The following is a 17,622-nucleotide window of genomic DNA, read 5'->3' on the forward strand; positions in this document are numbered from 1 at the left end:
CAATAGCCAATAGCCAATAGTGAGAACTGAACTCGCGTCAGGATTACCGACCCAGATCAATAAAATGGCGAGTTAGGCGAAGCTGGCAGCAACATGGGCGTGGATCTGGTTGCCTTCATGCAGCGGATTTCGCATAGTATTGCCCCCCTTTATGGGTATCCAATTGTGAGGCTTTGTCTATGATCCACGTTTTTGGTCACAAAAATCCTGATAGCGACAGTATCTGCAGCGCGCTGGTTATCACCGACTGGCTCAATGGCCAGGACCGTCAGGCCACCCCATGGCGTCTGGGTGACCTGCGCACCGAAACCCGTTTTATTCTGGAGCAGGCTGGCGTCAGCGAACCCGAGTTGCTGACCAAAGATCTGACCGGTGAAGATGTCTGGCTGGTGGATTTCAGTGATCTGGAACAGGGCCCTGCCACACTGGCACAAGCCAATGTACTGGGTCTGGTGGATCACCACCGTCTCGGTACCCTGGTCACCCAGTCTCCGCTGGATGCCTGGATCCGTGCCGTCGGCTGCACCTGCACCATCGCCTTCGATCTGCTGAGTCAGCAAGGTAAAGTGACCCGCAGCCAGGCTCGCCTGATGCTGGGTGCCATCATGAGCGACACACTCTGTCTCACCTCGCCGACCACCACCGAGCAGGACAAGATCGCCTGTGAGCGTCTGGCACCGCTGGCCGAGGTATCACTGGCCGAGTTTGGCCAACAGCTGCTGATGGCAAAAACCGACCTGAGCGGCCTGACCCCGGCTCAACTGCTGCAGCAGGATGAGAAAGCGTTCCAGGCGGAAGGTTGCAACTTCATCATGAGCCAGATCGAAGTGGGCAGCGAGCAGCAGCTTGCCGAGCAACTGTCGGCCCTGCAGCAGGAGATGGCCCAACGCGTAGCAAGCGAAGGGCTCGACTTCTTCGTACTGATGGTGACTGACCTGACTGCGGCTGCCAGCCGTATCTACTTTACCGCGCACGCTAAAGTACCGGCAGAGTCCAGCTACCACCCGGGCTTTGTCAGCCGCAAAAAACAGGGCCTGCCCTGGGTGATGGATCTGCTGGCCAAGGCCTGATTTTCACTAGCCATAATACATTGCAAAGCCCTGCCTCAGTGCAGGGCTTTTTCATCTCTCCCCTCACTGCAATCCCCCACCCCCTTGGTAATAGATCCTCTCTCTCGCTCCCCCTAACATCGACTTATTGATAGTTAACTCCATATTTTTACTTACATATTTACGACTGTTATTTAGTAGGGCTTTACTGCAGGATAACGGCCGCGCACAACTTTTTCCGTTTCCATTCAGGTGATCGATGAACATAACCCCCAAGCAGAGAACCCTGGCCATCACCATTCTGATCGCCGTGGTGCTCCTCGGCTGGCTGCTCTGGCCCAGTCAACCACCCAAGGCCATGCTGACCGCTCAGGTGACCCGCGAGGATATTGCTCAGACCGTACTGGCCAGTGGCGTGCTGCAGGCCGTTGAGCAATTGGATGTGGGTGCCCAGGTCTCCGGTCAGGTTACCAAGCTGGCCGTCGAGGCCGGTGATCAGGTCAAACAGGGGGACCTGCTGGCCGAGATCGATCCCCTGATTGCCCAGAACAACCTCAAGACGGCCGAGGCGGAACTTGCCAGCAACCGCGCCCAGCTCAAGATCAAGCAGGCGCAACTCAAACAGAACGAACTTGCCTGGCGTCGCCAACAGCAGATGTTCAAACAGGAGGCAAGCTCAAGGGCCGATCTGGAGAGCGCTGAGGCACTGCTGGCTGTTACCCGTGCCGAACTGCAAAACAGTCAGGCCAATATCGACAACGCCCTGATCAAGGTTGATCGGGCCAAGACCGAGCTGGGCTACACCAAGATCCTGGCGCCGATGGATGGCACCGTCATCAGCATTGTGACCCGTCAGGGCCAAACCCTGGCCGCCAGCCAGACGGTGCCGACAGTGCTCAAACTGGCCAATCTGGAGACCATGACGGTCAAGGCGCAGATCTCCGAAGCCGATGTCACCAAAGTCAAAGCAGGGATGCCGGTCTACTTCACCCTGATCGGCGATCCTGATACTCGCTATCAAGGCTCGTTGCGAGCTGTGGAGTTAGCACCTACCAACATCAACGAGCAGGCGAATACGGGTACCACCACCAGTAATGCAGCCGTCTACTACTACGCCCTGTTCGATGTGCCCAATCCCGGCCATACCCTGCGGGTGGCGATGACCACCCAGGTGACCATAGTGCTCGGTGAGCGCAAGCAGGTACTCACTGTGCCGCAGACTGCCCTTGGCAAGAAGCTGGGCGACAACGAGTATGAGGTGACCCTGGTCAAGGAGGGCGAGCAGACCGAAACCCGCACCATCAAGACCGGCATGAAGGACGAGATCCGCATTGAAGTGGTGAGCGGCCTGACCGAGAAGGAGGAGGTACAGCTCAATCACGGCGCCCCCGCCGCCAATGATGATATGGCGGTGATGCTATGATTGAGCCCCTGAGCCAGCTGCCGTTGATCCAGCTGAAAGGGGTCGAGCGACGCTATCAGAGCGGCGACAGCGAAGTCACCGTACTCCATCCCCTCGACCTCACTATCGCGGCAGGAGAGATGATCGCTATTGTCGGTGCATCCGGCTCCGGCAAGTCGACGCTGATGAACCTGCTGGGCTGTCTCGATAGACCAAACAGCGGCCAATATCTGTTTCGCGGTCAGGACACCGCCAGCATGGATGCGTTGGCATTGGCCCGGCTGCGCTGCCACCACTTCGGTTTTATCTTTCAGCGTTACCACCTGCTGCCCCATCTCGATGCCGCCGCCAACGTGGAGATCCCCGCCGTCTATGCCGGCACCAGCAGCCCGGACCGCCAGGCGCGTGCGTGCCAGCTGCTGGGCAGACTGGGCCTGCACGATCGCAGCCATCATACCCCGGGGCAGCTCTCCGGCGGTCAGCAGCAGAGGGTCAGTATCGCCCGGGCGCTGGCCAATGGCGGCGAGGTGATCCTCGCCGATGAACCGACCGGTGCACTGGATAGCCAGAGTGGCAAGGAAGTGATGGCGATCCTCAAGGAGCTGCACGCTCAGGGCCACACCATCATTCTGGTCACCCACGATATGAACGTGGCCAGCCATGCCGACCGGATCATCACCCTCAAGGATGGTCGGGTAGAACAAGATAGCGGCCCGCGCCAAATGGACAAGTCGGTCCCCCCCACCGCCGTAGCACCTAAAAAAATAGTGCCGAAAAAAGGTGCCATGGGCCACGACTGGGATCGCTATCGGGAAGCGGGACGGATGGCGATGCATGCCATGCTCGCCCACCGGATGCGTACCTTCCTCACCATGCTCGGCATCATCATTGGCATCGCTGCCGTGGTGAGCGTGGTCGCCCTTGGCCAGGGTGCGCGAACCAAGGTAATAGACCAGATCAATGCGATGGGCACCAACACCATCGAAATCTTCCCGGGTAAGGGATGGGGAGACGAAAAAATGGCCAGCATCCAGACCCTCAACCAAGGGGATCTCGATGCCCTGCTGGGGCAACCCTATCTTGCGGGGGCAAGCCCCGAGATTGGTAGCCCCGGCCAGTTGCGCTATCGCAACAAGACCAACAGCGGCAGCGTGACCGGGGTCGGCAACGACTATTTCAAGGTGAAAGGGATGACGTTGGTCAGTGGTCGCTTACTGGAGTGGCAAGATATCCAGCAGCGTGCCGCCGTCGCCGTAGTGGACAAGAAGAGTATCACCAGCCTGCTTGGCAAGGATGATCCGGTCGGCAAGGTGGTACTGGTCGGCACCCTGCCGGTGCGTATTGTCGGGGTAGTCTCGCAGGAGACCGGCTTTGGCCCCACCAGCCAGTCGGTCAATATCTGGCTGCCCTACAGCGCGGTGATGAGTCGCCTCATCTCGCAACACCACTTCAGCCAGATCACCATCCGGGTCAAAGACGGGGTACAACCGGCACTGGCCGAGCAGGCGGTGATCGAGCTGATCACCAAGCGCCACGGGGTGAAGGATTTCTTCACCTTCAGCAGCGACAGCATCATCAAATCGGTGGAGAAAACCACGGCCACCATGACCCTGATGGTCTCGGCCATCGCGGTGATCTCGCTGATCGTCGGCGGGGTGGGCGTGATGAACATCATGCTGGTGTCGGTGGTGGAGCGCACCCGCGAGATCGGCATTCGCATGGCCGTGGGCGCCCGCCAGTCGGACATCCTGCAGCAATTCCTGATTGAAGCCGTGATGGTCAGCCTGCTGGGAGGGATTTTCGGTGTCGGCCTCTCTCTGGGTATCGGCGCGCTCTTTTCACTGCTGGTGGACTCCATCAAGATGCAGTTCTCGCTTTTCTCCATCCTGATGGCCTTTGGCTGCTCGTCACTCATCGGGATCCTGTTCGGTTACCTGCCGGCACGCAATGCGGCGCGGCTCGACCCTGTTGTCGCACTGGCGAGGGAATAACAATGCACAAACTCTCCTGGCTGGCTCTCTGCATGGCCCTCAGCGGCTGCAGTCAGCACAACACCTATCAAAGACCCGAGCTGGATCTCGCCCCTGCCTGGCAACAGGCAGACGGCGCCCAACTGGCAGCGCAGGCTGGCCCCTGGTGGCGAGAATTTCATGATCCCCGGCTCGACAAACTGGTCGATGCTGTACTGGCCGCCAACCCGGACATGCGTGTAGCGGCCCTCAAACTCAAAAGCGCCCAACTGGGCTCCGAGCAGGCCGATACCAACCTCCCCCCCTCGGTCAATGGCTCTATAGGCACAACTGGCAACAAGGATCTGAAAAGTGGCAAGGCTAGCAACAGCCTTGGCCCCTCTGTGAGTCTCAGCTATGAGGTGGATCTGTGGGGCAAGCTCGCCTCGGTGCGGGATCAAGCAAGCTGGGAGGCGGCGGCAAGCGAGCAGGATCTCGCCAGCACCCGACTGCTGCTGATCGGCAATACCCTGGAGCAATATTGGCAGCTCGGCTATCTCGGCTCAGCCATCACGCTCGGAGAACAGCAGCTGGCCAACCTGGCGCGAACCGAGCAGCTGACCCGGGCCAAATACCAGGCTGGCGCCATCACCCGGCTCGATCTGGCACAGGCACGCCAACAGCTGGCAGGCAAACAGGCTGAGCTGGCCTCCCTTAAAGGGCAGCAGGAGCAGGCTCGTAATGCCCTGCGTCTACTGCTGGGCCGCAGCAGCGGGCCACTGGAGTTTGCCCCCGCGTCCCTTGCAAACCAGACCATTCCTGAACTTGCAGTGGGTATCCCGGCAGATGTGCTGGCCCGCCGCCCCGACGTCAAAGCGGCCGAATTGCGGCTGCGCAAGACACTGGCAAAAGGGGACGAGATCCGCACCAGCTTCTACCCCAGCCTCACCCTGACCGGCAGCGCCAGCACGGCATCCGATCGACTGGCACAGGTGCTGCAAAATCCGGTCGGTACGCTGGGAGCCAGCCTCGCCCTCCCCTTCCTTGAATACAACCGCACCCAGCTCGCTATCGAAAGCTCCGAGCTGGATTACCAGATCGCCGAAACCGAGTTTCGCAAACAGCTCTACACTGCACTGGTGGAGGTAGAAGACAATCTGGCCGCCCGCCACTATGGCCAGCAGCGACTCGATTATCTGCAGCAACAGCTGAGTTATGCCAAGGAGGCCGAACGGCTGGCCAAGACCCGCTTCCAGGCGGGGGCAACCGGTGTACAAGCCTGGCTCGATGAGCAGAACCGGCTGTGGGATGCCCAGCAGAGCCTGCTAGCCCAGCAAAAAGAGCAGCTCACCACCACCGCCAAAATCTATCGCGCACTGGGTGGCAGCGATAGCGTGACGCCCCGATAATGCTTCACCCGGCCTTTCCCCACTCTGCCAGTAGGGTGGGGAATTCCATCTCGATCCACCATACAGAATTCCCTCTCCCACACTACGGCAGATATCCATGGCCCATCATCAATGGGCAGTAATAGCGGCAAGCCCTATCCCGTGTTTCGCTCATACCCCCTGACAATCTCGGCACGTTCACCACGACAAAAACACACAGTAGAGATAACGATGATCAAATTTGCCACCAGCAGACGGCTTTCTGTGACTCGTGAAGAGCAGGCAGCCTATCTGAAGCTCGTCACTGTTGTCTGACTACAAATAGTGTTACTGCACGGGTGATTCGCACACAGGAATTCATCGCACTCAGAAGAATATAGTGAGCATAAGAACAGTGAGGCGACGCAACGGTAAAAAGGATACAAGCGAGGATACAGATAACAATGGGCGGTGGGGCGGATTGGATAACCACGAGCAAAACTGCAAAAAATAATGCCGCCCAAGGGCGGCATTATTCAATCTCTGAACCTGACGAATTAGATCAGGAAATCATTCAGATCTTTACCCAGTGCTACTTCAGCAGCAATGGCTTTTGGCATACGGCCTTGACCGGTCCATGTTTTTTCCTGGCCATCTTCTTCGTACTTGTATTTAGCCGGACGCGGAGCACGCTTGCTCTTGGCAGCGCCAGTCGCGGCAGCCGGAGCCGCAGCAGTAGCCAGCAGCTCGCGAGGATCAATACCAGCTTGCTGCAGCATTTCGGTGAATTCATTTAGCTTGCGCTGACGCTCTTCCTGTTCAGCACGCTCCTGTTCAACAGAATCGGCGCGCTCTTGGTAGACCAGGTCAAACTTCTCTTTAGCTTCCAGCAGTTGCTCAAACGGCAGCTCACGAATAGCCGCACGCAGACTGCGAATGTTCAGCAGAACTTTCAGAAACTCGTTCATTATTTCCTCACAAAAAAGTCAGTCACAGGGATAACTTTTTTAGAATAGCATGGGCAATTCATAACAACATACTGTTTTTCTGTATTTACAGCTCTATTTTCTTATTTTTTACCACCAGTCATCCCTTGACGCGACGACTGATAACAAATCCCCTGTATTAAGAACCCATTGCCATATTCAACCAATGGGTATCAGACGGACGATGATAACAAGTTTACCCAGTCTCATTAATATCCCATTCAGCATAGCCAATGACTAATCTAATGATTGTTTATAAATGGGTTCAAGACATCATGAGCCATTGACGCCGTATCGTTTTACAGAAAGCCTCTAACTTGACGCATCGATGGCTGGCTCTTGCATGACATCAACTCCAATTAGAAACATACCTTCCCAACAGACACCAGAAGGAAAGAAAAATTATTTATCATTTAAAATCATATTGTTACATCATCTTTGTGCATGAAGGTTCAAACTTGTAAGCCAATAAAAAAGCCTGCTCTTTATAAGAGCAGGCTTTTGCACATAAACAGGTTTTCTATTTAGTGTTGGCAGTTCTCTTACCCGTTTGATCAACACCGCTGATCACCGCCGTTGCCGCAGAGCCAGTCAGCAGGGGGTCGGTTGGGTAGAGTTTAAGAGCCTCCGAACGCATCGCATTGGCTTCATCCCTACGACCCAATGCATTAAGTGCTATCACCATATTGGCGTATATGTTGGCTCGTGGCGTATGGCTTACAAATGCCTGTCCCCACTCCAGGTAAGCAGTCAGTTCCGCTTCATTCTTTGTCTGCAAACCAACCATTAGACGAACCGAGTTCACATCAAACTCCACTCGAGTCAACCAAGCCATAGGGTTCACGATATCTAGAAGCAACATCGGTTCTTTATAACCCCCTCGTTCATACTTGGTCACCACCCAGGCCGTATGAATTGCAGTAAGCATAAATGGGACAACCAGTAGCGGGATAGCTATCGCTATAAATCGCAATAACAACCAAGGGCGACACTCCACATCCCACCATGATGAGAAACCACGACTTGATAAATTGGCCTCTTCAATGTCGGTATCGATGATATAAATCAGCGTCAGCAACAACCACCATAGTACGATCGCATGGTAAAGGGGGTATTCCGTCTGGGTATGGAGCAAGATCGGTGTAACCAGAGCGAGCAGTGCCATAGCATTTACCCAACGCACACTCGCCAGACGCCATAATAATGCCCCACCCATAGTCACCATCCCCACCATGGGTGCGATCCCCCCCTCTACCGCCCAATAGAGGAACTCATTGTGGGGGTGGTCGAGATTGTACTCAATCTGCACCATGGATGGATTTAACGCTTTATCCGCCATGTAATGATGGAGAAAGACAGATTCAAAACTGCCGTATCCCCAGCCACTCCAGGGTGCCTGTGCAATCAGTTTTGCTGCATAAGGCCAATAAATTGATCGCATGCCACCAGATTGATAAATCTCCAGTCCTCGTTTTGCACCTGCCATCAAATATTGCGATAACAGACCAATGGCCACGGCCAAGATAATCAACCCCAATATACGCCAGAGTAGCCGCTGTCGATAAAGTTGAGGCATTAATAGAAACAAAGCTAACAGGCCACCTAATTGCCCTACTCGAGACTGTAAAACGACCAGCAACAGTGCCGCAGATAAAATGACTCCATAGCGTAGAGCTATCAGCACACGGCCACTCGCTCGCCGCAATTCCAGCCAGATGGCCAGGGCAATTCCGGTCGCCATAAACGTTGCCATCACATTTGGCTGTTGAAAAATGCCGTAAGGACGATTGACCTTGGTGTCATAGCCAATCCAGTTACCTGGTGTCAACAGATAGAATTGCAACAGACCCAATACCGCCTCCATCGCGATCGCAATCAAGATCAGATAGAGCAAGCGATCACGCTGTAACCGATTAAAACGCCATTGATAGAGTCCGAACAAAAACAACAGACCAGCAAAAAACCCCAGGACTCTGGGGATGGCATAGTCCTTGAATGAAAAACCTGGATAGAGCATAGGAAGCAACAGCAAGAGTCCGCCAACCCATAAACCCGCTTGCAGGGGAGAAAAGAGCAGACGCTGGCGTAACGTTACCTGCCACAGCCCCAGCCCCATAACCAAAGAGGCGAAAATCCATCCCCACGCATTAAAGGGCAGATACAACCCGGCACCTCCCGGGTTGTGCATAAAAAAATGCATTCCTAGCAACCAATAGAGCACACATAAAACAATCATGATTCGCGTTAACGTCACAGCCCAACTCCTTAGGCCAGCCCACATTGAAAGGGCAGCGAAGAGATAAATAAAAGAGAGGGGGCTAATAGCCCCCTCTACTCCTTCAAGAAAGATTATGCCTCTTCTGGCCGACTAAAGGCATGGCGAACCAGCACAATCGCAACACCCAACATGCCCCCAAGTAAGGTAGCCAATACAATGATAAGTGGCCGCTTTGGCTTGTCACGAGTAAAGGGTTCTTCCGGTGAATCGATCATGTTAAAAGACGTAAACTCAGCATCTTGAAGTTTCAATGCTTGTAAACTGCTTAATTGCAGGCGAATTTTTCCTAACTCAGGGTTAAGTAGTTCAGGGTCTTTAATTTCATTCAAAATGCTCAACTTTTCAGCAAGGCCTTTAGCTCCTAGCTGAATGTTGAAAATTTCTTGGCTATCTATCCGTTCAAGGGGAGCATCCACTCCAGCAGCCTTACTGATACGCAAACTATATCTGACACGTTGAATCTCTTCCTGCCTTTTCAACAAAGTATCAACTTTTACATTATCATATTGTGCAATCAACGCTTTTATTCTATTTTTCCATATAGACTGTAATTCCGCATTTTTGTTTTTAAGTTCAATCTGCTGGACAAAATATATGTACTTTACTAATCGCTGCTGAGCAAGTTCAGGCGTTTCAGCAGAGAAGCTTAACGTTATATCTTGGCTTGTTTTATCCTGAGCCTTAGCTGATATCAACTCAGCTAGCTTACTCATTAACGCACGCTCACTACGCTTATCGGAGACTCCTGATTTCTCCATCTCTACTGCGTAGATACCCTCTTGTGTTAGAAATGCTCGCTTATTATTCATGCTATTAAAGGCTGAAATAAAGCTCTGGTAAATGGCAGGCTGTTCAAGCGAGGGAAACGCAGCAGTCGATAGAGGGGAGTTGCTGCTGCTGCTGCTGCTGCTGCTGCTGCTGCTGCTGGACATGATAGCTTGTATTTTATCCACAGCCAATTGTAGTGCCGCTACTTGAGAAATTGACGGCGCCGAAATAAGGGCCTGACTTGTCCATACCTGACGTGCGGTCATGGCGTAGCCAATACCTGCGATGGCAAACAACAAGGTCACCGATAATATCAAGACTTTTTGGCGCCACAGCACCAACACTAGTTCTCGTAGATCTATCTCATCTGATGCAGGTGCTTGGACCCACTGGTTAGGAATAACCGGAATTTTTTCACTCATCTCTTCTCTCTTCATTATCAATGTTAAAAAATCTTACAACAGGGACACAATTAAGGAGCTCCGGGAAAACAGGGGGCAGGAGATCTTTATCCGACAACCATAAGGACAACTGCTCAGACTTTTATGTTATATCAAAATTAGTTGGGCTAGGTTGACATTCGTTATTCATTACCAAATTTTTAAAATTTGAAACATGTACTTTACGTCTAATAACGTTACTCTCGGAGCCTCTGACATTTCCGGATTTAGTCAAAAAAATAGTTTTGAATGAACGTTGAACATGAGTCATCCAGTAAAAATATCAATAAGCACCATCTCTTTTGAAAACCACACCTATAGTTTTAAAGAGAATCGCTATGTCATTCCACAATCCCCAGTTTTTAACATACCAACTATCAAAATAGACACGCGTGGAATAGTCAACATCATTGCGACCGCTCACCTGCCAAAGACCGGTCATTCCTGGCTTTGCCATTAAATAATAAGATTTGTCATCACCGTAGCGCTCAAGTTCCTCTTCAATGACTGGCCTAGGTCCAACAAGACTCATCTCACCGCGCAAAACATTTAACAGTTGAGGGAGTTCATCAAGACTGGTTTTTCGCAAAAAACTACCCACTGGGGTAATACGTGGATCATTTCTCAACTTAAAGTCTTTATCCCACTCCGCTTTTGCATTTGAATCTGTAGATAAAAGATGCTCAAGAACTTCTTTTGAATTGATAATCATTGACCGAAACTTAAGGCATTTAAATTTACAACCATACTGCCCAACCCGCTCATGCCCATAAAGTGGAGATGCACCATCGCGAGACACCTTCCAACCAATATATAGAAAAAATGGTGATAGAACGAACAAAAGAATAGATGAGACAACAATATCGAACACTCTTTTTATTACACGCGAAGATAGTCGAGCTAAATTATTATTAACGCGTAACATCATGAGCTCATGACTAAAAAAATGAGATACATCTGTACCGTAGAGCGGCACACCACGCATGGCGGGGATAACAGATATATTCCTCATTCCATGAGATGATAAATATCTTAGCCATTCGTCCCTTAAATCACTTTGTCCATACTCCAAAGCGATGAAAACTTTGTAATGAGAAAATTTCTCGATCACTCCCTTTGGCGTTTCCACGATAAGGGGGACAGGGGGAATAGGGGAAGAAGAACAAGCATCATCAGGTGATACAAATGCAGCCACACGGAACCCTAACAGCTTATCACTATTAATAGCTAACAATGCTTCCTTGGCGTTATTTTCGCAACCAACAATAAGACTGGGCATTTGCCAATAGCCCTGTTTTATCAATTTTCTCTTTATCAACCAGCGACAAGTTGGCAATAGGCACAAGAGTAGAGACCAGAAAAAAAACCACTGATAGCGAGAAAAATCCCATTTTGATACAGCGATAACAGCGAGATCTATGACGGCAAAAAACAACAGAATTAAAATGATCTCTTTTAGCTCATTCCAAAAAGGCTTACGATAAGTATAATGCCTTGAATAAATCCATGAAGAAAATATTATGGCTAGAGCATATAAGGAAAAACTCCACACTCTTGCTGTGTCAGACCCAGAGTTGAAAACATTAATCAATTCAACATTTGTTCTTAAGCTTTCAATCCACCATGAAGTCATAAAGGCTATGAATATTGCAAAAAAATCACTTCCAACTAATGACCAGCGATTAATATTTTGAGAGTACTTATCTTTTTCTGAACTGAGCAAACAGTTGAACTCTTTGTGGTCCATATTGATCTCGATAATTAATAAAATATTATTTTTGCATCTCAAGCACAGCAAGAACACTACTGACCATATCACTGGCAGTAACAACACTATCGGCTTCAACATAACAGCGCAATTCAGGGGCGTTTCCTGAAGGACGTAGATGAACAATTCGACCGTCCGACAAAGTGATCCGCAACCCATCCGTGTTATCGACATGTTCAATAGCGACATCTTGAATACCCAAATGCATCAGCAAACCTTGCGGGTCAGATTTTGCAGCGGCAAGTATACTCCGACTGACCTCTACGGGAAAATTCTTGATTCGATCGGAAGCCGTAAATCGTTTAGGCAACGACTCAACCAAAGTAGAAATACTGCCTGTGCCAGCGAAAGCCAACAACATTAAGAGTGGCAATACTGCATCGCGAGTTGGCAATGCTGCGAGTGACTTGCCATCAAGATCGATATCACTGCCAAGTAGAAAACCACCATTGGCCTCAAAACCAGCTATCCGTTGATAATGTTTTGCAAGCTCAGCAAACTCGGCAATCACATATGGTGAACCAATCTTGGTCATCGCCACCTTGGCAAAACGACCGCAGCTAACCACAGAAGTATTACAACTAACAGGAATCGCAAGAGCCTCAATCTTGAGCGCTTCGGCACAAAGTAGACCAAGGATATCACCACGCAGCCAGTTTCCCAGTTCGTCCGCGACCAGAGGCCGATCTCCATCGCCGTCAGTAGAGAAAATTGCATCCAACCCGAACTCCGTCGACCAATGTAGCGCTTTTTCCTTTTCTTCTTCACCAACAGCTTCGGTATCGATCGGCACAAACTCATCACTACGTTCTAACGTTATTACCTCTGCACCAAAACCGCGCAACAAAGGCGCATACAAATCACGCCCTGCACTTGAATGCTCATAAATACCAATACGCTTACCAGCTAGCAAGTTCTCTGAAAACAGAGAACTATAACGATGACAATAAGCTTGAGCTGCATCAGGGTGACTTTGTAATACCGGTAAGATTGGCAAGGGAGGAAAGTCAGTATCCGCAGCCAAAATAGCCTGTTCATCAGCTTTGGTAATTTCACCATCAGGGCGATAAAACTTTAGCCCATTCCGATCAAACGGAATATGGCTACCAGTCACCATTATGCATGGCATCTTATCTTGCATTGCCTTATAGGCCAGAGCCGGTGTCGGTAGCACCCCGTAATAAACTGGTTCAATACCAACCTGGATCATCGCTGCGGCACAGGCCTGCGCCATCGCAGGGCTACTGGGTCTGTTGTCTATAGCCAGCGCCATCGTCATTACATTAAATTCACGCCGCATCACCGAAATAAAGGCATGAGTGAAAGCAGCACACACCTCTGGTTTAAAATCGACAACCAAACCGCGAGCACCGCTAGTACCAAATACCACGCCACCTTCAGAGATCAGCTTTGAGCTATTTAAACAAATTGCCATTAATCATGCTCCATCAATACGTCTAAATCGAGTGTGACAACAACCAAAGTACTGTGTTAAATGCGCCCATATCTATCCTCCAAGCGCACAACGTCATCCTCATTCAGATAAGAGCCTGACTGCACCTCGATCAACTCCAGAGTTACTTTGCCCGGGTTCTCCAAGGAGTGAACGGCACCAACCGGAATAAAGGTTGACTCATTCTCGGTAACCAAAAAAGTCCGCTCGCCGTTGGTCACTTTAGCAGTGCCCGAAACCACGATCCAGTGCTCAGCCCTGTGGTGGTGCATCTGCAGCGACAGTTTTTCCCCTGGTTTGACACTAATGTGCTTGACCTGATAACGCTCCCCGTTATCGATAGAATCATATTTTCCCCACGGCCGATAGACTTCACGATGAACCTGATGCTCTGTACGCCCTGATGCCTTAAGGTACTCAACAATCTTCTTCACATCCTGCACTTTCTGCTTATCAACGACCAATAGTGCATCCTTTGTTTGAACCACCACCAAATTATCAACGCCAACCAGACTGACCAAACCCCTTTCGACAAACACATAATTATTAGCGCAACCATGCTGTATCACATCACCACGAAAGACATTCCCAACCTCATCTTTATTCGAGATCTCCCACAAAGATGACCACGAACCGACATCAGACCAACCGGCATCCATAGGCACCACTACTGCATCCGCTGTCTTTTCCATCACCGCGTAATCGATGGAATCACTCGGGCAAGCGAGAAAAGCGCTCTTATCGATGCGCACAAAATCCAGATCCGGATTGATAGTCCCAACCGCTTGGGCACAAGCTGCATAGATATCAGGTCGAAACACCTTTAGTTCTGCCAGAAATCGGCTGGCACGGAACAGGAACATACCGCTGTTCCAGTAGTATTCCCCACTAGCTAGATATTCTCTGGCGGTAGCCATGTCAGGTTTTTCCACAAACTGTGCTACCGCAAAGGCTCCACTCTGCTCGGCACCACGGCAGATATAGCCATAACCCGTTTCAGGGTGGGTCGGCACAATGCCAAAGGTCACCAGCTTGCCAGCCTCGGCATGGGAAATAGCCTGCTGCACGGATGCGAGAAATGCAGACTCATCACGAATAATATGATCGGCTGCCAGCACCAACAACAAAGGATCCTCACTGTCACTGGTCGTTTGCCGCGCCGTCAGTGCCGCCAGAGCGATAGCGGGCGCCGTATTGCGCCCGGCAGGTTCCAGAATGATGTTATTGGCAAGCTTGCCCAGATGGCGCAGTTGCTCTGCCACCAGAAAACGGTGATCCTCGTTGCAGATCACTAGTGGTTTGGCGCAGTCCAGCTGTTCTAGGCGGTTGACAGTCGCCTGTAGCATGGTCGCCTCACCATCAAGCTGGAGAAATTGCTTGGGGTAAAGCTCACGGGAAAGCGGCCAAAGACGGCTACCAGACCCACCAGCTATAATAACAGGAACAACTATTGACATATAATACACCACCTAATAGATTTTTTATTAAAAACTAAGTATGCAAATTATATTGAATATCCTACTAGAATAGCATTATTGAATATGCACTCTTAGGTATTGATGGATTTTTAAACTCTTTGTAATCAGAATCACAAATTTTTCCTTTATCAACTACAGCAAATAAATACAATTTTATTTTATAGAAATAATCATTTAAATTTTTAGATACACAAAAGAATGATTTACCATTTGATTTTAAAATAAAATCCTTGACAGCATCACCATTTCTATACTTTACCCACACAGGAACATCACCATAATCCAGAAAACTTACTTTCTCTCGAAATGCAAAATCACTATCATTACTACCAATCTTATAAAAGATATCTTTATTCAAAATTCCATTTGAATAGAAATAATAATTAAGTGCTGGCTTATGATCTCCGTATATAAAAAAAAGCGTATCGGGGTCAATTTTTTCAGCTTGTTCTACAAAGGATATAATCCTAGATACAGCTTCACGCATCTGTATACTATAACGCTTTTCACCATGGTCACCTTCGTACTCATAGGGGCCATGACCAGACATAGTTATTAGATTTAGGAATAAACTTTCATCTTTATGTTTCTCTATAAGCATTAAAGCTGATTTATATAACAAATAATCATCAGGCTGCCATTGCCACGCTTTTCTATCTAATAGAAAAGGATTTTAAATAGACTTCATATCCTCCAAGCTAAAGAAATGATGGAATCCTAATTTCTTATAAACAATATTTCTCTGCCAAAAAGAAGCACTATTATTGTGTAATGAAAAAGATAAATACCCTACTCGACTTAGAGCCCTAGGTAGAGACTCAGAGGTATTTCTAAAGTCATTTGCATATCCTTGATATACGATTCCTGTAAGAACAGAACTATAACTCGACAAACCAGTCAGGAACTCAAATTCAGAATTTGCAGTCCCGGCACCATAAACAGGTGATAATGCTCTAAAAGGCTGAAAATCAATAGATAAAAGAGGTTCGAATACATCACGAAAGTGGCTTTCATCATACCAACATGACTCGCATAATATAAAAATTATTTTTCTTGGCCTATGAAAATCACCATTTACACTTAATGTAGCAGTAAATTTTGTCAGTGCCTCCATCTCTACCCTATCTGGTTTTGGCACAGATCTCTTCACACCAGTTTGCAATATATGATAATAGACTCCATTTCTTTTTGCATTAAAGGGCAAATCCCATGATAAAAAACCCATATCTAATCTATTGACAACATAATTCAATCTATTGGTAAACTTATTGTCACCTAATAAATAATAGTGGTACGGAGCTAAGGATAAAATGATCGAAAAAATGCCTATAGAAATAAAAAAATGCTTTTTTCTTGTTGCCCTCTTTTATTGAAGAAAAAAATCCAAACAAAAACAAAAACACCAATAGGAGCTCTCGAAAACCAACATATCTAATAGCTACTGAATAGTTAGATACAGATAACATATCTGGCATTGATAGTGGGCTACCCGTCAGCGCAATTTTTTTTACATTTACACAGTATAGTAAAAACAAAAAAACAAATGATAAAAATGCGCCACAATACAGTGGTAGGAATAACCTAACAATAAAATAAATTGCAATTGCAGGTGTACTTGTCCAAAAGAAGCGAATAGCGGAGGCCAGGGTCAATGTAGATAATGAAACCCCATCAGAAATGAAAAATAAAAAACAAAAAATTAGTATTATACAGAAAATGTCAGATTTAGACTTAGATATACAAGAATGTTTATTCCACATTGATTATTCACTATCTAAATAGCTGTTCCGAATGGTAGAACAGCGGAGGAAGGGAACTCAGTCCAGTTTGTGCGATCTTATTAGTCGCCAAACAAAACAAACCCAAAGGACTGAGTTGATGCCTATCATGCCACGACCACAACGGCACCGTATTCACAAAATCATCCATGCCACGCCTGAGAAAGGGCATGCTCGTCGCTTGATGGCAATCTTGCTGTTACATGAAGGACGCACGATCACTGATGTTCATCACCTTACCGGCGCTGCTCGCTCGACCATCGGTCGTTGGCTTCGGTGGTATCGGGATGAAGGCGTGGGGGCCTTGGAAGCCTTACCGGCTGGCCGTGCTCCAGTCTTACCAGTCGTCAAGAGTCACCATGCTGGTGCTGCTCATGCAGTTTTTCCGCAAGATTTTGTTTATCAGCGTAGCCGTTGGTGTAGTTATTGGCTATAAAAATCAATCGGTTAACGGGGCCCAATATGGCCGCCTCCACACTTCGTCGATGGTTACCTCGTATGGACATTGTCTGGCGCAGGCCCGTGCCGGGCCTTACGGATAAAAGACCCGGCCTATCAAGAGAAAATGGCGAATATCGACACTGCGCTGGCCCGTTGTGATGCCGATACTCCGGTGTTTTATGAGGATGAAGTCGATACAGACCTCAATCCCAAATTAGGGGCCGATTGGATGTCCAGAGCGCAACAAAAGCGGGGTGTCACACCGGGGCAGAATGGCGTTGTTTCCCAAATCAGCCAGCAAGTCATGACGTTCCCAGCCCCAGCTGACTGCTACACTTGGGGCTTTCTGACAGGCAGACCCAGGGTATTGAGTTTGTTTATGGCGCTGACATATGCCATGACGTTTCCCACTTGGCCATTGTAGTTACGCAGACTGATTTTCCCGGCCAGCAACTGCTTGAACCG

10 protein-coding genes and 3 pseudogenes are annotated in these 17,622 nt (G+C 49.2%); 5 read left to right on the forward strand and 8 right to left on the reverse strand.

From position 1 onward, the window contains the following. The first annotated feature begins 179 nt into the window (after window positions 1-179). From ACE1BR_RS06770 to ACE1BR_RS06785, 4 genes are all read left to right on the forward strand, one after another. Window positions 180-1,070, forward strand: a complete 891-nt coding sequence (locus ACE1BR_RS06770) for a manganese-dependent inorganic pyrophosphatase (protein WP_374868754.1) — start codon at window positions 180-182, stop codon at window positions 1,068-1,070. Between the two features lie 238 nt (window positions 1,071-1,308). Next, window positions 1,309-2,472, forward strand: coding sequence for a macrolide transporter subunit MacA (gene macA / locus ACE1BR_RS06775; protein ID WP_374868756.1), 1,164 nt, complete (start codon window positions 1,309-1,311; stop codon window positions 2,470-2,472). After that, window positions 2,469-4,442 (forward strand): MacB family efflux pump subunit, encoded by a 1,974-nt coding sequence (locus ACE1BR_RS06780; RefSeq protein ID WP_374868758.1) that lies wholly within the window; start codon window positions 2,469-2,471, stop codon window positions 4,440-4,442. The genes macA and ACE1BR_RS06780 overlap by 4 nt, the downstream gene beginning before the upstream one ends. 2 nt (window positions 4,443-4,444) lie before the next feature. Further along, entirely contained in the window at window positions 4,445-5,809 is a 1,365-nt protein-coding gene (locus ACE1BR_RS06785) for an efflux transporter outer membrane subunit (RefSeq protein WP_374868760.1), read from the forward strand. 515 nt (window positions 5,810-6,324) lie between these two features. Here ACE1BR_RS06785 and ACE1BR_RS06790 read toward each other — a convergent pair. The 7 genes and pseudogenes from ACE1BR_RS06790 to ACE1BR_RS06820 form a co-directional block, all read right to left on the reverse strand. After that, window positions 6,325-6,735, reverse strand: coding sequence for an H-NS family nucleoid-associated regulatory protein (locus ACE1BR_RS06790; RefSeq protein ID WP_374868762.1), 411 nt, complete (start codon window positions 6,733-6,735; stop codon window positions 6,325-6,327). A 538-nt stretch (window positions 6,736-7,273) separates the two neighbouring features. After that, on the reverse strand, window positions 7,274-8,989 hold the full coding sequence (locus ACE1BR_RS06795; RefSeq protein WP_374868776.1) for a Wzy polymerase domain-containing protein: 1,716 nt from the start codon (window positions 8,987-8,989) through the stop codon (window positions 7,274-7,276). A gap of 113 nt (window positions 8,990-9,102) precedes the next feature. After that, entirely contained in the window at window positions 9,103-10,221 is a 1,119-nt protein-coding gene (locus tag ACE1BR_RS06800) for an LPS O-antigen chain length determinant protein WzzB (protein ID WP_374868764.1), read from the reverse strand. A 301-nt stretch (window positions 10,222-10,522) separates the two neighbouring features. Then, entirely contained in the window at window positions 10,523-11,986 is a 1,464-nt protein-coding gene (gene wbaP, locus ACE1BR_RS06805; RefSeq protein WP_374868766.1) for an undecaprenyl-phosphate galactose phosphotransferase WbaP, read from the reverse strand. Window positions 11,987-12,011: 25 nt separating this feature from the next. Further along, a complete protein-coding gene (locus ACE1BR_RS06810; protein ID WP_374868768.1) occupies window positions 12,012-13,442 on the reverse strand; it encodes a phosphomannomutase in 1,431 nt (476 codons plus the stop codon). Window positions 13,443-13,498: 56 nt separating this feature from the next. Beyond that, window positions 13,499-14,917, reverse strand: a complete 1,419-nt coding sequence (locus ACE1BR_RS06815) for a mannose-1-phosphate guanylyltransferase/mannose-6-phosphate isomerase (protein WP_374868770.1) — start codon at window positions 14,915-14,917, stop codon at window positions 13,499-13,501. 64 nt (window positions 14,918-14,981) lie between these two features. Next, a pseudogene (locus ACE1BR_RS06820) lies at window positions 14,982-16,163 on the reverse strand (LTA synthase family protein). Between the two features lie 653 nt (window positions 16,164-16,816). Here ACE1BR_RS06820 and ACE1BR_RS06825 point away from each other — a divergent pair. Continuing rightward, window positions 16,817-17,431, forward strand: a pseudogene (locus ACE1BR_RS06825) (IS630 family transposase); the annotation flags it as partial. Window positions 17,432-17,487: 56 nt separating this feature from the next. On the opposite strand, the pseudogene ACE1BR_RS06830 reads toward ACE1BR_RS06825, so the two are convergent. Continuing rightward, window positions 17,488-17,622, reverse strand: a pseudogene (locus tag ACE1BR_RS06830) (IS5/IS1182 family transposase); the annotation flags it as partial.

Source organism: Aeromonas sp. MdU4, assembly GCF_041929505.1.
Taxonomy (GTDB): domain Bacteria; phylum Pseudomonadota; class Gammaproteobacteria; order Enterobacterales; family Aeromonadaceae; genus Aeromonas.